The following is a 20,715-nucleotide window of genomic DNA, read 5'->3' on the forward strand; positions in this document are numbered from 1 at the left end:
CTGACAATTAACTGAAAGTAGTTTATAATTATTTCTGACAATTTTCAAGCAATATCATATGAAGATAAAGTTAAAATTAGATACCTGGGGTGTTTTTTATGTTAGATTTTAAAATTTTGGAAAAAATACCGAACAAATCTGGAGTTTACATATTCAAAAAAGGTGAAGAATTCATATACATTGGCAAAGCAAAAGAGCTGAAAAAAAGATTAACCTCACATTTTAAAGCTAAAGATGGTAAAAGCAAGTTAATAGTTGAAGAAGCTGATGATTTACAAGTTATATTACTTGATAATGAGAAAGAAGCACTAATACTTGAAGCTAATATGATATACAAATACAAACCAAAATACAACGCCATGTTAAAAGACACGCAGGTTTATCCATATATAAGGATAAGCAATGATGAAATTCCATATCTTGAAATTGTTCGCAATCGCAAAGGTGATGGTGAATTTTACGGACCTTTTACAAATGTATATTTTACAAGGCAACTCTTCGAAGTGCTGAGAAAAGTATACAAATTCAGAACGTGCAAACGTGATATTACAAAATTGAAAAAAACTTGCATGGATTATCACTTAGGTTTGTGTTCTGGCGTATGCATCAACGAAGAGAGTCCAGAAGATTATAAAAAGAAAATTAACGAGGTTAAAAATGTTCTCAAAGGGCAATTTAGCGCTGTTATTTCTTTTATAAAGTTAAAAATGGAGCAACATGCCAGATTACTCGATTTTGAAAACGCGGCAAAGTATAGGGATATATTGTTGAATTTTAATAAAGTCATGGAATCTCAAGGCGTAGTTTTACCAGAATCTGTAAACATCGATTTAGTCGTTGGGAAACATAAAACTTTCCTCGTTTTCAAAATACGCTCCGGATACCTTATCTCTAAGCTTGTGTATGAATACGATGGTCATATAGTAGATTTCATAGAATTATTCTATACACAAAACACTTTAGATATACCAGAAAAGATAATCGTCGAAAAAGAGAATAAAGAGCTTAAAAACATAGCCAAAATATTAGGAATAAAAGTATCCCAAGCTAAAGAAGATGTTGAAATGCAATTACTCAACAAAGCTATAGATAACCTAAATTATGAGATAGGACTTATTTTGACTAACAAGAGTATTCTAAAACAAATGAAGGAATTACTTGGACTCATGAAGTTGCCAAACAGGATAGAGGGAATAGACATTTCGCACTTGGCTGGCAAAAATACGGTGGCTTCGCTTGTTGTTTTTGAAAACGGTGAAATCAAGAAGGAAGAATACAGAAGATACAAACTTGGTGATATTTTGGACGATTTTGAAAGTATTCGTATCGTTGTCAAAAAAAGATATACAAAGCATAACGTCCCAGATTTACTTTTCATAGATGGTGGAATTGGGCAAGTAAATGCCGCTTACCAGTCTCTAAAAGAAATTGGAAAAGAAAAAGAATGTGATGTAATAGGCTTGGCCAAAGAAGAAGAAACTATAGTAACTTTGCACGGAGAAATAAGGTTGGCTTTCGACCATCCTGTTTTAAGGTTACTTGTAAAGATACGCGATGAAACGCACAGGGTAGCAAATGAGTTTACAAGGAATTTATCCACAAAAAAATCACTTAGAAGCATTCTAGATGAAATAAAATGGATAGGTCCCAAAAGAAAAAAGACGCTGCTTGAACGTTACACTTCTATTGAAGAAATACTCTCGGTGTCAAGGAGCGAAATTGAGCAATTAATTGGGAAAAAAGCCGCTGAAAGTTTGTTAAATGAACTATCGTATCGTAGAAACCTTTAAATTCGTGTTAAATAAGTTGATAAATGTAATTTGAGCGTTATAATTTTCCTTAGGACATATAAAATATTAACCTTATTATAATTAACATACATATTTAAGAAATCTTCTTTAAGAAATCTTCTTAAATCAACTTTTTCGAGCGTTCAATTATTTATTTAGATTATCACAGGAGGTGGAGGTAGTTGACAACCTTTATCATCAGAAGACTGCTTTTGTTACCACTCATAGTCTTAGGAGTCTCACTGATTATATTTAGTTTGTTCCAGATTTTGGGTCCAGATAAACTTCTTGCTTCATACGTAAACCCAAACGTATTTGATAAGCTTTCAAACGCAGAGCTCGACGCTTTAAAAGAAAAGTACGGTTTGAACAAGCCATTTGTAGAAAGATATGGAAAATGGCTTTTTAACGCTTTAAAAGGAGATTTAGGTTGGTCACAGGTTGGTAAAGAACCTGTATTAAAAGCTATTTGGAGTAGGTTTCCATATACATTTGAACTTGCTTTATACGCTCTCTTCCCAGTTGTTGGAGTTGGTATATGGCTTGGAGTAATGGCTGCAGTTAAAAGGGATAAATTCTTAGACCACTTTATAAGAATTGTTGCTATAATCGGTTGGTCATTCCCAGACTTCGTCTTTGGACTTCTCGTATTAATGGTCTTTTATTCAGTGCTCGGTTGGTTCCCTCCGGGAAATCTTTCACAATGGGCTGAAGAAGTAGTTAAATCATCATCATTTATTAAGGCAACGCATCTTTTAACTATCGATGCGCTCATAAATGGTAGACTTGATATATTTTGGGACGCATTAAGACACATAATTGGACCCGTTATGACACTTTCATTCTTGTGGTGGGCATACTTACTTAGAATCACAAGGTCAAGTATGCTTGAAGTTCTTTCAAAAGAATACGTCAGGACTGCTCGTGCAAAAGGTGTTCCTGAAAAAGAGGTTATTCACAAACATGCAAAGCGAAATGCTATGATTCCGGTAGTTACAGTTGCAGGTGCAATGGTTATCGGTTTACTTTCTGGTACAGTTATAATCGAAGTTATATTCAACCGAACAGGTATAGGAAGATTGGCGGCAGAAGCGGCTGTTGCACTTGATTATGCAACTGTTCTGGGAACAACTCTGTTCTATTCAACGTTACTTGTACTTGGTAACCTCATTATAGATATCTTATACGCAGTATTTGACCCAAGAGTCAGACTTGGTTAAGGAGGTGCCAAAAGATGAGTGAAAATAAAAAGCAAAATACAGAATTTAAACGTGTAATGCGCAAGATTTTTAGAAATCCTTCTGCAGTATTGGGATTTTCTCTGTTAATATTCTTTATAATCATTGCTATTCTTGCACCTGTTATAGCTAAACCAGTTAACCCAATGATGTTAGACGATAACGGTAACCCAACGAAATTAGATAATCCTTACATTATGCCCATTATAACTTGGAGTTCTGAGCCAGTTCCTCCATCGGCAGAGCATCCATTTGGTATGATCCAAGGTAGAGATATATTCTACGGTGTTGTTTGGGGTACAAGAACAGCATTTTACATCGGGCTTACGGTTACAATTATTTCTACACTATTTGGTATAATAATCGGTGCAATCGCCGGGTATTATGGTGGATGGATAGACGAGATTTTGATGAGGATTACAGATGTGTTCATGTCTATTCCATTTTTGCTTGCCGCGATGGTTTTAACAACTATCCTTGGTAACGGCTTGGATAAAGTTATGATTGCAATGACCGTTTTTGGTTGGATGGGTGCTGCAAGGCTTATAAGGGCAAATATTTTACAAGTTAAAGAAGAGCAATTTGTCTTGGCTGCAAAAGCACTTGGAGTAAAAGATTTCTTTATAATTATTAGGCACATATTGCCAAATACAATTTTCCCAGTCTTGATTCAAGCATCAATGCGTATGGGTTCGCTTGTTATAACCGCTGCTGGTTTATCATTTTTAGGCTTAGGTGCTCCACTTGGGTACGCTGACTGGGGTTCAATGCTTAACTTCACACGTAACTGGATACTTGGTACAAGTGGTTCAACATTCTCATACTGGTACGCAGTCTTTTATCCAGGTATGGCTATGGTGTTATTTGTTCTTGCGTGGAACCTCGTTGGCGACGCTCTCAGAGACGTATTCGACCCAAGGTTGAAGTAATGGAGGTGGACAAGTTGGATAAAAAACCGCTATTAACTGTTAGAAATTTGAGAACATATTTTTATACAGAAGATGGTGTCGTAAAAGCAGTCGATGGGGTAGATTTTGAAGTATATGAAGGCGAAACATTAGGTATCGTTGGTGAATCTGGAAGTGGAAAGAGCGTCACTTCGCTAACCATATTAAGATTACTTGACCCAAAGGGCAAGATAGAAGAAGGTAGCGAAATCATATTCAACGGAAAGAATTTATTAGAACTCAACGACGATGAAATGCGTAAAATCCGTGGTAACGAAATAGCAATGATATTCCAAGAACCAATGGTTGCACTTAACCCTGTCTTTACTATTGGCGAACAGATTATGGAAGCTATTTTGCTACACCAAGACGTTGATAAAAAAACAGCAAGGCAAATGGCTATTGATATGTTAAGAAAAGTCGGTATTCCTGAACCAGAAAAACGTGTTGACGAATATCCACATGAACTCTCCGGTGGTATGAGACAAAGAGCAATGATAGCGATGGCTCTTTCTTGTAGACCAAAACTTCTCATAGCAGATGAACCAACAACAGCCCTTGATGTCACTATTCAAGCACAAATACTCGAACTAATGAAAGAATTACAGAGAGAATACGGAATGGCTATTATACTTATCACACACGATGTTGGAGTTATAGCGGAAAATGCTGATAGAGTAGTTGTTATGTACGGTGGAAAAGTTATGGAAACAGCCGATGTAAAAACTGTCTTTAAAAAGCCTAAACATCCATACACATGGGGACTGTTGAACGCAATCCCAAGGTTGGATATTGAACAAGACAGGCTTTACAGTATACCGGGTATGGTTCCAGACCCATTACACTTCCCACCGGGATGCAGATTCAGTAATAGATGTGAATTCAAAGAAGAAAAATGTACTATAGAAATGCCAGACCTTGTACAAGTTGAAGAAGGGCACTATTCAAGGTGTTTCTTCTACAAAAAAGTTGAAGAAGCACAGAAAATAGCAAAGGCTGGTGAAGGCGCATGAGCGAAAACAAAATAACACAAGCTGTTCAAAATACAACTTTCCAAAATCAAGACACACAAAAAGAGGTTATCTTAAGGATAGATAATCTTGTTAAACACTTTCCTATCAAAGCGGGAGTTTTTAAAAGAATAGTTGCTTGGGTAAAAGCTGTTGACGGTGTAAGTTTTGAAGTTTACAAAGGCGAAACGGTTGGCCTTGTCGGTGAATCTGGCTGTGGAAAGACAACAGTTGGTATGACACTTTTGAGACTTTACGAGCCTACGTCAGGTAGAATTATAGTGAATGGTGAAGATACAACACACTATTTCTTACCTTCATGGAAGGCTAAAAAATATGTACAAAAAACATACATCGAAAAATTCAGAAATAGCAATTTCGTTCCTAAAGACGATGTTGATGCTAAATATTTAAAAATATTCAAGGAAAAAGGCGAAGAAGGGCTAATTAAATACCTTGTTGATAATTTGGAAGAAAAGCGTTTACAATTCAGAAGAGATATCCAAATAGTTTTCCAGGATCCATACAGCTCGCTTGACCCAAGAATGCGTATAAAAAATATCCTTGCCGAAGGTCCTTTAGCTCACAAAATGATTACGAAATCGCAGGCAATTGATAAAGTTGGAAAAGCGCTTGAAGAAGTTGGAATTCACCCAACACACATGTACAGATTCCCACACGAATTTTCCGGTGGCCAGAGACAGAGAATTGGTATAGCAAGAGCTTTGCTAATGAATCCAAAGCTTATAATCGCAGACGAAGCCGTTGCTGCACTTGACGTTTCAATCAGATCGCAGGTTATAAACCTTATGATGGATTTACAAAAAGAACATAACTTAACGTATCTTTTCATATCGCACGATTTGTCCTTGATTAAGTATATTTCCAGTAGAGTTGTTGTTATGTACCTTGGAAAGGTTGTTGAGACTGCGCGTAAAAAAGACTTGTTCGATGAACCTTTGCATCCATATACAAAAGCGCTTATGAGCGCTATACCAGTTCCAAACCCAGACTTTAAAAAACAAAGAATAATACTTCAAGGAGACGTTCCAAGTCCGGTTAATCCACCAAGTGGATGTCCATTCCACCCAAGGTGTCCAGTTGCAAAACCAATTTGTTCAAAAGAAAAACCTGAGCTAAGGGAAATTAAACCTGAACACTTCGTTGCTTGTCACTTCCCAGGAAGTTTATAATACCCAAAATGAAAAAACAATCGACCCAATTAATTGGGTCGATTGTTTTTTGTATATCAGAGAATTCCATATTTTATAAACTCTATAACTTTTTTTAACTCGTCCAAAATTTTGTTCATACCATCTTCCATATCTTTTTGGAGACTATATTTATTCAACAATAAATTTCCATATGATTTGAGCACAGTAAACGTGAACTCAAAAGCGGAGTTTCTATCAATACCATCTTTAAGTTTGATATTTGAAAACTTTTCCCATAAAATGTTGTAACTTTTCTTTTCTTCGTTCATCATTAATTCTATCAATTTCTTTTTCATTTCTGTGGTGAAAACTTTTGAATTAACGTTCTCTAAATCGTTTCTCAAGATTTCAAGAAATTTAAACTCAAGTGGATGTACGATAAAATATTCAATCTTTGATTTAGTCACCTCTATCAGTGAATCAAAAAAGTCATTACAAACTTCTATTTTAGGTAAAACAACTGAATATAATTCGGATATAAGTTGTTCAAAAACTGAAAAGTACAATTTTTCTTTACTTTTAAAGTATTTAAATATCAATCCTTTAGAAATGCCAGCTTTTTTTGCTATCCTGTTGGTAGATGCCGCCACAAAACCGTAATTAGCGAATTCTTCTAAGGCTATTTTCAATATTAAATCTTTCTTTGTTTCGTTTTTAACTTCTTTCATGAGTATATATCTTTCCTTTCGTAGTAATAAACTCCAAAAAATAAAGTAGTGATGTAAATTAGTATAATTACAACAAATGCAGTTACATTAAAATTTTTACCTTTTATAAGCATCGCTGGGTCAAATATTCCAAATGGCGTGAAATTTTTTATATATTCGTACTTTTCATACACACGTGAAATAAGTGAAAGTACATAGAAAAATCCAAGAACAAACAAAGAACCTGTATCGGCGATATTTCTTTTTCGAGTTATAAGCGAAAAGGCAATTCCTACAGCCGTCATAAATATATGCACTGCCCAAAAGGAGAATGCAATTTGCCAAAAAAGCGACAAATCAAAAGGTTTCACTTTGTATTTGTTAAACATTCCAAGGAGAGAAAATGTAATCGCAGAGTCGTAAAAAATTAAATATAGACTAACTGATAAAAATTTTTCCAAAACGTATTTTTTTCTACTTATAGGTCTTGATAAGACAAATTCTGCGGTTTTATCGTGCTCCTCTTTTACAAACATAGAAGAGGAAAGCTTTGTCAAATAAAAAGTTGCAAAGAGAAATATCCATATTTGGCCTTGCATCGCAAAGAAGTGAAGTATATCGCTGAAATCTATCTTTTCAACACCAAATATTTTTAAAAAGGCTTTTGGTAAAAGTTGCATCTTTGATGAAAACAAACCACCTTCACCAGCAAAAGATGGAAATAAAGCTGAGTACATAAATTGTATGGCTATTATAAACGCGGACCAAATTACAAAAGATTTAAAATTCCTCTTCATTTCCCATTTAAATACCTGCACATTTCTCCCTCCCGCTCATTTTATTTTTTAATTATTTAATATTAGGATTGATAAAGCTTCTCAAACACGTCTTCTAACGATAAATCCTCAATAAGAACGTCTGAACATTCAACTTTGTTTAATAAATCAATTAAACGTTTTACGTCTCCATCGAAAAATATGGTTATATCAGAATTGTTTCTCTTCAAATCAACAATTTCGTTGTAATTTTTAAAGACAGATTCGTCAAATATTCCATTGATAAGAGTTACCTTCTTCAAGGATTTTCTAAATACCTTAGGAACAACTATCTTTCCTTCCCTTATAAAAATTACCCTATCACAAAGTCTCTCAACCTCGTTTAATACATGTGAGGAAAGTAAAATACCAACTCCCTGCTGCTTAAGTTCTTCAAGTACGTTGTAAAGTTTTTTCTGGATAAATGGATCAAGTGCGTTGGTAGGTTCGTCTAATATTAAAAGTTTTGGCTTATGTGCAAGTGACTGAATTATGGAGACTTTCTTCTTATTTCCTAAAGACAATTCCTCAAATTTTTTGTTTAAGGGTATGTCAAAATTGCTGCACAACTTTTCACAGTAATCTTTATCAAAATCAGGATAAAAACTTGCATAAAAATCGAGAATTTTCTTTACAGTAACGTCTGGATAATAATTTACTTCTCCTGGAACGTAACCTACATCTTTAATTAGTCTATGTAAATTGTTTCTTGTAACTTCCTCACCAAAAAGGAAAATTTTTCCATTCGAAGGTTTTAAATATCCCATCACCGTTCTCATCGTTGTAGTCTTTCCCGCACCATTTGGTCCAACAAATCCAACTATTTCCCCAGAATCAACATAGAGATTAACATCTGAAATTGCCAACTTTTTTCCGTAGTACTTTGTTAATCCGATAATTTCAAGTAAATATACTCTTCCAGCTTTTTCTACCAAATCAACCACCTCCAAATAGGAAATAAGAAATAATAAAATAATAAGTGACCATGTGGTCACTTATTATTATATCAATTTTATTCAAAAATATCAAGGTTAAAATAAAATAAGGGCTCGATTTATAAATCGAGCCCTTATTTGTTTTTTTTAATTTAAATTATTTATATTCTTCAGCCAAATATTTCTTTATATCCGCATCCGCTTTCTTAATTGCTGTTTCCATGTCAACTTTTCCGTTGATGAAATCGTTGAACATTGTGCTAACAACGTTTCTAATTTCCGTCCAGACGCTAAGTTGTGGATCCATTTTTGCATTGTCAATCTGTTGTAGAGGAATTTCCAACAATGGATCAGACTTTGCTGCTTGTTTCCATATCGTTGTTTGAAGAGCGGCTCTTCTAACTGGCAAGTAGCCTGTGTTTATCGCCCAGTATGCCGTGACTTCTGGTGAAATTAAGTATTTCATAAATTCCCAAGCTGCTCTTTTTTCTTCTTCCTTAGCTGTACTGAACATAATTATATCTGTTCCTGCAAATGGAACATTTCTTGTCTTCCAAACAGGAACTGGTGCCCATGACCATTGGAATTTACCTTTAGCTGAACTTTCGACGTATGTTCTTCCAGCTATTGTATCAATGTACATTAATACGGTACCTTGACCAAATATGTCATTAAGATATCCACCTTGTGCGAATGCTACCTTGTCGTCGAGAAGTTTCTTGAAGAATGAGAGAACTTCTCTTGTTTCGGGAGAATCTATCGCAGAAACATATCTTCCTGTTTTTGGATCTTTTTTGACTATATCTCCGCCACGCATCATAAGGAATATTTGGAATGTATCAACAGTTGTTCTGAACGCAAAACCGTAAACATCTGGTTTACCATCTTTATTTTTATCCTTTGTTAGGGCTTTTGAAGCGTAAAGAAGTTCGTTTATAGATTTTGGTGCACTAATACCTGCTGCCGATAGTGCTGTTGCGTTATAGTAAAGTATGTACAAACTCTTGTTGAAAGGAACTGCGTAAACTGTGTTACCCCATGTACAGTTATCTCTAAATGCTTTAAAAACATCTTCCCATTCCGCTTTTGTCATACCAATCTTTGGATCGTTCATATACTTGTTAAGTGGCTCAACTATGTTACTTTGTAATAATTTGGCTGTCCAGTTCGCGTAAGCTTGTGAGATTGTTGGAAGTTGACCTGCTTGTGCACCTGCAAGTAATTTTTGTTGTAATGCGTTGTAGTTACCTATATAAACTGCTTCAACTACGATATCTGGATGAGATTCGTTAAAAGCTTTAACAATCTGGTTCAAAGTTTCGCCCTGTCCACCGCCCATAGCATGCCAAAAAACTACCTTTGTCGCACCAAAAAACAGTACAGATGTGATTAACAAAACAACCAAAAGAACTTTTCTCATATGTCTACACCTCCCAAAATTTGTGGTAAGAAATCACCGTAGCATATTATTTTACCATAAGTTATGTTTTTTTTCGTTAAGAATTTTAAAGGTCTAACTTCAAAGAGCGGACAGGACCACCGTTTTTTTGCGCTATTTCGTTTAATTCTTTCAATATATCTTCTTTTTTCAGTCCCATTTTTTCAATTTCTTCCCCTATGGTCCCCCATTTTACATCACCGCATACTATAACCTTTATCCCCTTTTCAAGAAGTGGCTGTATAAGATAAGGAAAATATTCAGCAATTTCCTCAAATGATGTGTTTTCGTTTATATACACATTTCCAGACATTTAGAAACCTCCTTTCTATTAAACACATTCATTTAACCTCTGTTCATAGCAATGACTATTGGTATCACTTCTTTTGGTTTTAAATATTCAAGAGTCTTTATAGCTTCCCTCATTGTACTTCCAGAAGTATACACATCATCAATAATCAAAATAGATTTTGTTGAAAAATTCGGCAAATTATCTAAGAGAATAAATTTCCCTTTAACTGCTTCCTCTCTGTTTTTGGCAATAAGCTGGTCCGTTTCTCTAACTGCTTTCATAGTCTGTACAAATGGTATGTCTAGCATCTTTGAAATTCTTTTAGCAATGAGATTCATATGATCGTACCCGCGTTTCTTTTTGGCACTCTTAGTTGCCGGAACGTACGTTATGTAATCAAAATCTAAATGATTAAACTTTATAGTCCTCGCAATCATCTGAGCAAATTCTTTATGAAGTGAATCATGGTTTTGATATTTGTAAGATAGAATAAAATCTCTCAAGAGTTCTTTATAAATCCCGAAATAGTATATTTCAAGACCTCTATGTATTAAAGTAACAGTAGAAGGTGGAGCATGCGTCAATTCAAGACAACGTTTGCACAATCTGTGACCGTTACTCTCTCTTCCACAGACAATACACTGCGTATTTGTCAAAAGCCGAGTGATATCTGAAATTGTTTCAATCGAGTTATAAAGTATTTCGATTATTTTACTGTATTTCAATGATTTCATACTCTCTCATTAATGGGTTTAAAATGACCGCAGTCGCTTTCCCTGTTAGATAGCCACATGATTCTCCAGGATTTATGATAAGGGTTTTTCCTTCTTGACGTATATCAATTTGATGAGTATGTCCATAAAAGACGAAATCGTAAAGTTGAGATTTTATAGCAGGTATAAGCGCATATGGTTCATGCATTAAGAATACTCTAAAACCGTCAATTTCTTTTTCATAAGGTCCGTTGTGGAGTTTAGATTGGAACTTTTGCATTAGAAATAACTTTTCACCATCGTTATTTCCAAATATGCCTAAGAATTCTATTCCATCGTGCAAAAAATATGGTGCAAGAAAAGGTGAAACGATATCTCCAAGATGAAAAATTTTGCTTATGCCTCTTTTTTTGGCTATTTCCACAATTTTATTTACATTTGGTATGTTGTCATGCGAATCACTTATTATCAACCAAAGACTTTCTTTACTCATCTTTTTTTCCCCCTTGATTACCCGTTGTATTAATTGAGTCATCTGTTAAATTTGTTGAACTATCATTCATCATTTCATCCTTGTGTCTAGCTACTCTCCAAATGAGAACAGTACCAAGGAAAACAATTAAATAGTAGGTTATAATTCTAAACATTAGAATTCCTACCATCGAAGATTTGCTATCGTACATGTGTGATAAAACTAATTGATAAAACCCCTCTATACTACCACTCGAACCCGGTGTTGGAACGTAATAAACAACGGTGTTTAACATCGTAAGAGTTCCCCAAATTACTGAAAGTGGTACACGGATAGTTGTTACAGCTTCTATTGAGAGTTTTAAAAGTAGTGGTGAAGCTACCGAAGCTATGACTCCCAACAACCAGTCTAATATAAGAGCCCAATAATTTTTCAAGAATAATGTTTTAGTTGAATCACTCATATTTTCTATCCACTTGAGTGCTGCTTCTTCTTTGTTTTTTAGTTTCTCTGACCTTGTGATTTTCCTAATCAATCTGAAAATTGAAAAGAGAAACTTTTTATTTGTAAAAGCTATAAAACCTAAAATGCTAATCGCCGTAGTAACGAAAAATCCAAGTAAAACTACCCCTAAACCCACCGTACCCCTCAAGATTCCTATAACTTTGTTGATAAAAATTATGTCTACTGTGAAAACAATCATTATTCCAACAAACATCCTGGAAATAGTTATGTTAGTTGCATCGTAAGTTGAAAGCCCAAGCCTTGTAAGATGGTATATCTGAAAAGGCTGTCCCCCGATAGACATTGGTGTCACAAAAGAAAAATAGATATTGAAAAACACATTTTCAAGTGCTTGAAAGAATGTTATTTTGTATCCCATACTTTTTACAACTATCATCGTCCTAATGGCATGTGCTAAATAATCAAGCGCTAAAATAACTAAAAATACAGGGACATATTTAAAAGGATAAGAAATCAAAGCCTTGTAAGGATTTTCCTTGGCAAAGAAAATACCAACAATATTTATAACGGATAAACTTACGACAACAGCTATTATTATGTTAATTATTATTTTCCTTAAATTCAAATAACTCTCCCCCTTACTAGTACTTTGTTTCTTCCGATTTTTCTATTAATTTTTTTGCTATTTCAATATCTTCCATCGTTGTTATTTTTATATTCGCCCTACTACCATTTACATACTTTACACTGTAGCCAGAATCCAAAACCATGGAAGCATCATCTGAAAATGAATGGAGCATATTTAAATGTTCTTCCATTGATTTTCTAATTATTCCGAATTTAAAAGTTTGAGGAGTTTGGTGGAGGTATATCTTACTTCTTGGAATTATTTCATCTATAAATTCACCATTTTCAGAATAACTTACAGTGTCTGTTGCGGATATTGCCGTTACAACAGCTCCAAATTTTCTGCATTCTTCCAAATTTCTTAAGATTATATCTTCTGTAATTAAAGGTCTTGCCCCATCGTGGATTAAAACTATATCTTCATCATACGCAAAGTCTTTTAGGAAAGAGATCGCATTCCATATCGAATGCTGACGTGTGTCACCACCAGGTAGAATTGTTATGCTATTTCTCGAAAAGTCGGATATTCCACTGATTATCCTCTTTGTTTCATCGATGTAATTTTCTGGAGACAGCAAAATTATTTTATCAAACAAGTCAAAAGAAATAAATTTTTCAACAATGTATTCTAATATAGTTTTATCGTTTTTTATAGGATAAAATTGTTTTGGTTTTACCCATCCAAATCTGTTACCTTGACCACCAAATGCTAAAACAGCGTATCTTTTGGTTTCGGCTTTTTCCACGATTCTTTGAGTTCAACTCCTTTCTTTTCAAGCATTTCTAAAAATTCTTGTTCATTCAAAACTTTAACACCAAACTTTTTCGCTTTTTCTAATTTGCTTCCCGGGTTTGTGCCTACTAGAAGATAATCTGTTTTCTTAGTAAGGTTATCCGTAAAATGTCCACCAAGTGATTCTATAAAGCGTTTTATCTCTTCCCTTGAAAAATTCTCCAAGGTTCCAGTTACACAAAATGTAAGTCCATCTAGAATATTTGAAGTTGTAGTTTCAGCACTTTCGAGATTTACTCCAGCTTTTCGTAATTTTTCCAATATTTCCTTTGTCTTTGGCGAATTGAAATATTCGACTATATTCTTAGCGATATCTTCTCCAATTCCTTCAATTTCACTCAATTCTTTTATATCTGCTTTTGAAAGTTCTTCCATGCTTTTATACTTTTTGGCAAGCACTTTTGCAATCTTTTCACCAACACCTGGTATTCCAAGTCCAACTAGCAATTTTTCAATTGGATTTTGTTTTGATTTTTCTATCTCACTTAGTATATTTGATATCATTTTTGGACCAAGTCCGCTTATTTGCGCTAAATCAAAGATATTTAAATAATATAAATCTGCTATATCCTTAACTAATCCAGCATCAACAATCTTAGAAATAATCTTTGGCCCAAGACCTTGTATATCCATCGCTTGACGTGATACAAATACTTCAATATGTCTTTTCAATTTTGCTGGGCAATGTGGATTCAGACATTTGTAAGCTACGTATTCTCCCGACTCTTTACCAACAGGTCCTCCACATTCGGGACATTTTTCTGGTGGAACAGTTTCTATTTCATCACCGTCACGTAATTCTTTTAAGACATACGAAATCTGTGGAATTATACCTCCAGCTTTTTCTATAAAAACATAATCTCCTACACGTATATCATTTTCTTTTATATAGTCAAAATTGTGCAAAGAAGCCCTCTTAACTATGCTACCTTCAAGTTCAACCGGTTCAAACTCCGCAACAGGTGTAATAGTCCCTGTTCTTCCTACCTGGAATGTGATATTTAAGACCTTCGTTCTAACTTGTTGCGCTGGAAATTTAAAGGCAATTGCCCAACGTGGTGATTTAGCAGTCCAACCAAGTTCGTTTTGCTGTTCAAAATCGTTAACCTTTACTACAACACCATCTATCCAATACTCAAGTTCTTTCCTTTTTTCGGTCCATTCTTTCCAATAATCTATCACTTCTTCTATCGAGCTTAATAATTTACTATGTGGATTAACTTTGAAATGTAATTTTTCCAAAAACTTAAGCGCATCCCATTGAGTTTTCAAATCGTATTGTTGTGGTTTTACAATATAGTACATGAAGGAATCCAATTTTCTTTGAGCAACTTGTGATGGATCAAGTAGGTGAAGCGTTCCCGCCGTTGCGTTCCTTGGATTAGCAAATGGCAGTAAACCCTCTTCTTCACGTTGTCGATTAAATTCTTCAAAATATTGAACTGGCATGAATATTTCACCACGTACTTCTATCGTTAGAGGTTCGGGAAGTCTAAGCGGAATTGATTTAACTGTTTTGACATTTGCAGTAACATCATCGCCTCTTAACCCATCGCCTCTTGTGATAGCCCTTACTAAAAGACCATTCTCATATCTCAAAGCAATAGATACTCCGTCAATTTTAAGTTCTGCAACGTATTGAACATCTCTAACAACTTTTCTAATTCTTTCGTGAAAATTCCTTATTTCATTTTCGTTGTATGTATTATCAAGGCTGAGCATTGGTTCGCTGTGTTCAACTGTCTCAAATCCCTCAATCAGCTGTCCACCAACTCTTTGTGTTGGTGAATCGGGAGTTTTTAACTCAGGATATTTTTCCTCTAACTCCATTAATCGTTTCATCAATTTATCGTATTCTTCATCACTTATGACTGGCTGAGCAAGAACATAGTATCTGTAATTATGGTACTCAATTTCTTTTCTTAGCTTTTCTACCTCCTGTTTTATTTTTTCAGAAACCATGATTACCACCTCGGAAATTTTCGAAATTTTCGAATATTTAAAAATTATTTCTGTTTTTTATCTTTCATTCCCGTTTTAGATTCTTTGCTTGATTTCTTTCTTTTTTGTACAGTTTGCTCATGGCTCTTTGACTTATTTGAAGCCTTTTTCGATGATTTCTCTTTTGATTTAGCCTTTATAGATACTCCGTATTCTTTTATTATCTGTTCAGTTTCTTCCATTAGTGCTAAATCTTCTGAAGAAGCTTCAACAAAATCTATTTCCATCCTTACCTTATCAGCTTTAACAACTTTTGCGTACAACACGTCACCTATTCTATAGATTTTTCCAGAGTGTTTCCCCGTTAAAATACTCTTTTGCTCATCATAAAAGTAATAATCATCCAAAGTGGAAATGTGTATAAGTCCTGAGATATATTTATCAGGTATCTCCACGAATAAACCAAATTTGGCAACAGATGTTACAACAACTTTGTACACTTCACCGATATGTTTCGATATGTAATCTATCTTCTTTAATGCTTCATAATCCCATTCGGCTTCGTCTGCTACACGTTCACGTTTACTACAATGTATTGAAGCTTTTTCAAGATATTTTTCAATATTTTTCATCTCTTTTTTAGAAATACTTCCTCCAGTTTCGAGGTATTTTTTCAACAATCTATGAACGATAAGATCAGGATACCTTCTTATCGGAGATGTAAAGTGCGTGTAAGCTTCCGACGCTAAACCAAAATGACCTATATTGCTTGGCGAGTAAATGGCACGTTTCATAGATCTAACCAAAAGCCTTTGAATACTACTTCTAAGAGGATGATCTTTTGTTTTCTCCAAAAGCTCTTGGAGTATCTTAGGATGAATCTGTTGGGGAAGTTTCATATTGATACCTATCGCACTTAGGTAATTTTTCAACTGGAATAATGTATCAAAGTCAGGTTGTTCGTGAATTCTATAAATAAAAGGTATATCGGCATTATGGAATATTTCGGCGACAGTTTCGTTAGCTTTTATCATAAATTCTTCTATTATTACCTCTGATTCTCCACGCTTTCGGGGTACTATATCAATTGCATGGCCTTTTTCATCTAAAATAATCTTTACTTCATCACCTTCTATATCCAATATAGCTCCCCTACGTCTTCTATTTTCTCTGAGAATATCTTTTAGCTCCTTCATAAGGTAAATGTGCTCAGCAAGGTCTTTAAGTTTATCACCCTCAGGACGTCCTTCTAAAAATGCATTTACGTCATCGTAAACAAGCCTTTTGTAGCTTCGTATAACACCATTCCCAACTTTATAGTCAACAACTTCCCCTGTTTTATCAATTTCCATTAAAAGCGACATTACCAATCTGTCTTCACCTTGTACCAAACTACACAAGCCATTAGATAGTTTAAATGGTAGCATCGGTATAACTCTATCTGCAAGGTATATACTCGTTGCACGATTGAAAGCTTCTCTATCGAGAGCCGTATTTGGTTTCACGTAATGTGAAACATCAGCTATATGAACGCCAAGCAGATAATTACCATTTGGTAACTTCTTAACATGTACTGCATCATCAAAATCCTTCGCATCCAAACCATCAATTGTTACGATGACTTCGTTCCTGAAATCCCATCTTCCTTCCAAATCCTTTTCAGAAACTTTATCTGGTAGTTTCGAGACTTCTTCCATCACCTCATCTGGAAATTGAACTGGTAAGTCATGTTTCACAACAACTGTTGGAAAATCTGTAGCAGGGTCTTCTACTTTTCCAAGTACTTCAACAACTTTTGCCTCCGGCCCTCTTTTTATACTTGGATACTTGGTAATTTCAGCCACTACTTTCATCCCAGGTTTAGCACCATTTATATCTTCTATCGGAACTTTAAATTCGAAAGGTAATTTTGGATCATCAGGTATGATATATGCAAATTGCCCTCGCGTTTCAAAAACACCAACGAACTTTTTTATTCCTCTTTCCAGTATTTTGACAACTCTACCCTCTGGTAATTCGTACCATTTACCTATAATCTGAACTTGGACTTTATCCTTATGCATCGCAAGATTTGTTTTCTCGATTGGTACCGCTATCTCTTGACCATCTTCTGTTGTAACAAAAGTTAAATTACCACTTCTGGTAAATTCTATTGTCCCAACAAATAAATTACCCTTAGAGAGCTGATACCTACCATTATCATCTTTAAATATATATCCAGCATTTATCAATTCGTTGAGTTGCTCTTTCAAAAGTTCTTTCTGATTATCCTCTACTATCCCAAAGTATCTGCAAATCTCCTTGAATGTCATTGGTGTGTATTCTTTTTGACTAAATAATTTTTTCAATTCCGTTTTCTTTGGCATTTATATTCCCCCTTTAAATATTATCCTAAAAGTTGCATACCGAAAGTAGCAAAAAAAACAACTGTCAATACTAAAGAATATTATATCATTAAAACATATATAGTTCAAAAACCTAATTTTTTACAATACAAAAAGTTTGACCAGTGATAGTGTCAATGATAAACTCTATTTGTAATGAAATTTAGCTAAATTTAAGCAAAAGAAGGAGGATATATTCTATGGGTAGGAAACCTTTATTTTCATTTGAAACTTTTGTATTTCTTTTCTTTCTTATAATATTTTTTTGGATTTTTACTTCAACAATGGGAAGCGCAAATTTTTTTAAGACTTTAATGTCAACTGCTCATGACTTATTGTTAAATACTGTATTCTTCATTATGGCAGTTGCAGTATTAACTGGTGCTTTCGCAGCTCTTTTGAATGAATTTGGAGTTATATACTGGATACACCTGCTTCTTGATAAATTGATGAAACCCCTTTACAATTTACCTGGAATTGCTGCAATGGGAATACTGTCAACTTACTTTTCTGACAACCCTGCTATAATTGCGCTTGCAAAAGATAAATCTTTCATCTCGCATTTTGAAAAGTGGCAGGAACCTTTATTATGTAATCTTGGTACAGCATTTGGTATGGGAATGATTGTATCTACTTTTTTCATTGCGCAGGGTGGAAGAGCTGGAGTTAACCTAGTTCCTGCAGTTATAGTTGGGAATATCGCGACAATTATAGGTAGTATAGTCAGTGTTAGACTTTTCTCTATATGGACTAAGAAAAAGCTTGGGAGCGTTCATAAAGAAGTTGAGAACGTAAATTTGAAACATAGAGAGATAAGAGAAGGTAATGCCTTTGAAAGATTCCTTGAAGCGATGTTAGATGGCGGGAAAACGGGTGTTGATATCGGTATAGGAATTATACCAGGCGTTCTTATAATAAGCACACTCGTTATGATGCTTACATTCGGCCCTAAGGACAACTCTGTCGGTTATCAAGGACTTGCATATGAAGGAATCGCACTTTTTGATAAAATTGGAAAATACTTATTTTGGCCATTGAAAATCCTTTTTGGCTTCGATTCACCACAGCTCATTGCATTTCCTATCACTTGTCTTGGCTCAACAGGCGCGGCCCTCGCACTTGTTCCAAGATTTATGGAACATGACCTTATAAAACCAAGTGATGTGGCTGTCTTCACCGCTATTGGAATGACATGGAGTGGATATCTGAGTACACACGTTGGAATGATGGATGCACTTGGATATAGATATTTAACAAGTAAGGCTATATTATCACATACAATCGGTGGTATAGTGGCTGGCTTCAGTGCAAATTTGATGTATAATCTTTTTATTCATATTTAAGTGTCAAAAAGAGGGAGAATAAATATGATTGAAAATCTTAAAGTGTTCAAAACATCTGGTGAATTACAAACAAACAGCTATTCTTTTACAATTAATGGTATAGATTACATAGTAGATCCAGGAAAAGGAATTGGTAACTATGTTGATAAAACAAAAACTTACGATGTTATAATTACACATGGTCATTACGACCATATCGCTGGATTAAAGGAAATAAATGTGGGAAAAATATACATATCGCCTGAAGATAGCGAATGCCTATCAAATCCATCTTTAAACCTTTCTATATTTTTCGACGAGATTTTCAGTATAGATTATAAATGGTATAATATCGATGAGTACTTCGAGACAATTTTAGCACCCGGTCACACTGCGGGCTCTCGAATAATTATCATAAATGGACATTTATTCACCGGAGATGTTGTTTTTTCAGATACTATAGGAAGAGTGGATCTTTATATAGATAAGGAAAAAGCCAAAAAAATGCGTGAAGAAATGAAAAAAACGATAGAAAATTTAAGGAGAATTTTTAAAACTTTTCCTGATGACTGGAAAATCTGTCCTGGTCATGAAAACCAAACGACAATAAAGAGATTATTTGAAATTAATCCATTCTTCAAATCTTTTTGATAAATCAAAGCTAATCAAAACTAACTAAAATAATTTAGAAATTAGGGGGCTTTATGTGGCTAAACTAGATAACAATAAGTATGTGGATATATACAGTCAAGAGTATCTCGAACGCATCAAATCCCTCGAAGTTAAAAGAAGAGTTATATTGGATATACTTAAAGAATACAAGAGCATGAACCAGCAAAAGATAGGAGTATTAATTAGAAACTTTGAAAGACCAGAGAAAGCGGATTTAAAGAAGATAAATCCTCTGACTTTTTCTTTTTTACTGCATAGTCTTTTTAACATTAATGAGAGCATTGAAAATAAAATAATTGAATTTGAAAAAAATAAAATTTCCAGATATGTGCTCTTCGAGATACTTTTTTGGGCAAAGCCTTCTTTGTATCCATTCCCAACTGATAACATAAAAAACTATAAAGACTTCCTAGTGAAACAAAAGAAAAAGTTGAAAGAATTAAACTTAGAAAATTTCGTCCAATTGTACGCACTCGAGAGTGCACAAAACGATACATTTATAAAAGATATCATCCAAAAAGCTATTTCAATAACTCCCGAAACGCTTGAAGAATATTTATGGATGCGGGATTTCATTAAATATTTAAATCCTATTGAGTCCAAAAGCTTAAAAGCAAGACTCCATCCATATGTTTGGAAGGTTTTATCCTCTAAGGAAAATACCATACCTGTTATAATAGATGGAAACAACATACTTATGTCTAAAAATATAAAAGGTCCTGAAAAAATAGATTCATTGCTTGAACTTATTGCTAAACTTGATAAAGTCTATTTTCCATTTTACATTGTTTTTGATGAGAACGCGAAATACAAATTTCACACAAAATACTTCAACTACAAGAAAACTTATTACCATTCACCCGCCGATGAGTTAATTATAAACCTCGCGAAAGAATATAAAGGAGTCGTATGTTCAATGGACAGGTTTAAAGAATACGAAATTAACATAAAAAACATATGGTACGAATTAAAATTGTGAAAATTATCAAGTATAGGAGGT

General features: G+C 34.4%; 19 protein-coding genes. 8 read left to right on the forward strand and 11 right to left on the reverse strand.

The window, feature by feature from the left end; all coding sequences use genetic code 11:
• Positions 1 to 98: 98 nt before the first annotated feature.
• The 5 genes from uvrC to AS161_RS07110 all read left to right on the forward strand — a co-directional run bounded on the left by uvrC (position 99) and on the right by AS161_RS07110 (position 6,178).
• Positions 99 to 1,790, forward strand: a complete 1,692-nt coding sequence (uvrC, locus tag AS161_RS07090; RefSeq protein ID WP_164542287.1) for an excinuclease ABC subunit UvrC — start codon at positions 99 to 101, stop codon at positions 1,788 to 1,790.
• 182 nt (positions 1,791 to 1,972) lie between these two features.
• The gene (locus AS161_RS07095; RefSeq protein ID WP_164542288.1) at positions 1,973 to 3,010 is read left to right on the forward strand and encodes an ABC transporter permease; all 1,038 of its coding nucleotides are present in this window, start codon (positions 1,973 to 1,975) and stop codon (positions 3,008 to 3,010) included.
• Between the two features lie 14 nt (positions 3,011 to 3,024).
• Entirely contained in the window at positions 3,025 to 3,957 is a 933-nt protein-coding gene (locus AS161_RS07100) for an ABC transporter permease (protein WP_164542289.1), read from the forward strand.
• A complete protein-coding gene (locus AS161_RS07105; protein WP_206518796.1) occupies positions 3,957 to 4,988 on the forward strand; it encodes an ABC transporter ATP-binding protein in 1,032 nt (343 codons plus the stop codon). The genes AS161_RS07100 and AS161_RS07105 overlap by 1 nt, the downstream gene beginning before the upstream one ends.
• Positions 4,985 to 6,178 (forward strand): oligopeptide/dipeptide ABC transporter ATP-binding protein, encoded by a 1,194-nt coding sequence (locus AS161_RS07110; protein WP_241241354.1) that lies wholly within the window; start codon positions 4,985 to 4,987, stop codon positions 6,176 to 6,178. Before AS161_RS07105 ends, AS161_RS07110 begins: the two co-directional genes overlap by 4 nt.
• Before the next feature lie 56 nt (positions 6,179 to 6,234).
• Here AS161_RS07110 and AS161_RS07115 read toward each other — a convergent pair whose 3' ends face one another.
• From AS161_RS07115 to rnr, 11 genes are all read right to left on the reverse strand, one after another.
• The gene (locus AS161_RS07115) at positions 6,235 to 6,867 is read right to left on the reverse strand and encodes a TetR/AcrR family transcriptional regulator (protein WP_164542291.1); all 633 of its coding nucleotides are present in this window, start codon (positions 6,865 to 6,867) and stop codon (positions 6,235 to 6,237) included.
• Positions 6,864 to 7,664, reverse strand: a complete 801-nt coding sequence (locus AS161_RS07120) for an ABC transporter permease subunit (RefSeq protein ID WP_164542292.1) — start codon at positions 7,662 to 7,664, stop codon at positions 6,864 to 6,866. Before AS161_RS07120 ends, AS161_RS07115 begins: the two co-directional genes overlap by 4 nt.
• A gap of 41 nt (positions 7,665 to 7,705) precedes the next feature.
• Positions 7,706 to 8,596 carry an ABC transporter ATP-binding protein gene (locus tag AS161_RS07125; protein ID WP_164542293.1) on the reverse strand — a complete coding sequence of 297 codons (891 nt, stop codon included), beginning with the start codon at positions 8,594 to 8,596 and terminating at the stop codon, positions 7,706 to 7,708.
• Positions 8,597 to 8,753: 157 nt separating this feature from the next.
• Positions 8,754 to 10,016: an ABC transporter substrate-binding protein gene (locus AS161_RS07130; RefSeq protein ID WP_011993378.1), complete on the reverse strand. Its 1,263-nt coding sequence runs from the start codon at positions 10,014 to 10,016 to the stop codon at positions 8,754 to 8,756.
• An 85-nt stretch (positions 10,017 to 10,101) separates the two neighbouring features.
• Positions 10,102 to 10,347 carry a hypothetical protein gene (locus tag AS161_RS07135; RefSeq protein WP_164542294.1) on the reverse strand — a complete coding sequence of 82 codons (246 nt, stop codon included), beginning with the start codon at positions 10,345 to 10,347 and terminating at the stop codon, positions 10,102 to 10,104.
• 32 nt (positions 10,348 to 10,379) lie between these two features.
• Positions 10,380 to 11,060: a phosphoribosyltransferase family protein gene (locus tag AS161_RS07140; RefSeq protein ID WP_164542295.1), complete on the reverse strand. Its 681-nt coding sequence runs from the start codon at positions 11,058 to 11,060 to the stop codon at positions 10,380 to 10,382.
• Complete coding sequence (locus tag AS161_RS07145) at positions 11,038 to 11,532, reverse strand: metallophosphoesterase (protein ID WP_164542296.1); 495 nt, start codon at positions 11,530 to 11,532, stop codon at positions 11,038 to 11,040. Before AS161_RS07145 ends, AS161_RS07140 begins: the two co-directional genes overlap by 23 nt.
• A complete protein-coding gene (locus AS161_RS07150) occupies positions 11,525 to 12,601 on the reverse strand; it encodes a lysylphosphatidylglycerol synthase transmembrane domain-containing protein (protein ID WP_011993374.1) in 1,077 nt (358 codons plus the stop codon). The genes AS161_RS07145 and AS161_RS07150 overlap by 8 nt, the downstream gene beginning before the upstream one ends.
• 16 nt (positions 12,602 to 12,617) lie before the next feature.
• Positions 12,618 to 13,349: an IspD/TarI family cytidylyltransferase gene (locus AS161_RS07155; RefSeq protein WP_164542297.1), complete on the reverse strand. Its 732-nt coding sequence runs from the start codon at positions 13,347 to 13,349 to the stop codon at positions 12,618 to 12,620.
• Positions 13,313 to 15,358 carry an NAD-dependent DNA ligase LigA gene (gene ligA / locus AS161_RS07160; RefSeq protein ID WP_164542298.1) on the reverse strand — a complete coding sequence of 682 codons (2,046 nt, stop codon included), beginning with the start codon at positions 15,356 to 15,358 and terminating at the stop codon, positions 13,313 to 13,315. The genes AS161_RS07155 and ligA overlap by 37 nt, the downstream gene beginning before the upstream one ends.
• A gap of 44 nt (positions 15,359 to 15,402) precedes the next feature.
• Positions 15,403 to 17,703 (reverse strand): ribonuclease R, encoded by a 2,301-nt coding sequence (gene rnr / locus AS161_RS07165; protein WP_164542299.1) that lies wholly within the window; start codon positions 17,701 to 17,703, stop codon positions 15,403 to 15,405.
• Positions 17,704 to 17,921: 218 nt separating this feature from the next.
• On the opposite strand from rnr, the gene AS161_RS07170 reads away from it, so the two are divergent.
• Genes AS161_RS07170 through AS161_RS07180 form a run of 3 tightly spaced genes read left to right on the forward strand, consistent with a single transcriptional unit; the run spans position 17,922 to position 20,694 of the window.
• The gene (locus tag AS161_RS07170; RefSeq protein ID WP_164542300.1) at positions 17,922 to 19,064 is read left to right on the forward strand and encodes a hypothetical protein; all 1,143 of its coding nucleotides are present in this window, start codon (positions 17,922 to 17,924) and stop codon (positions 19,062 to 19,064) included.
• Positions 19,065 to 19,088: 24 nt separating this feature from the next.
• Positions 19,089 to 19,694: an MBL fold metallo-hydrolase gene (locus AS161_RS07175; protein WP_011993369.1), complete on the forward strand. Its 606-nt coding sequence runs from the start codon at positions 19,089 to 19,091 to the stop codon at positions 19,692 to 19,694.
• A gap of 55 nt (positions 19,695 to 19,749) precedes the next feature.
• A complete protein-coding gene (locus AS161_RS07180; RefSeq protein ID WP_011993368.1) occupies positions 19,750 to 20,694 on the forward strand; it encodes a ribonuclease in 945 nt (314 codons plus the stop codon).
• Positions 20,695 to 20,715 lie beyond the last annotated feature (21 nt).

This window comes from Fervidobacterium sp. 2310opik-2, from assembly GCF_011057735.1.
In the GTDB taxonomy this organism is placed as follows: domain Bacteria; phylum Thermotogota; class Thermotogae; order Thermotogales; family Fervidobacteriaceae; genus Fervidobacterium; species Fervidobacterium nodosum.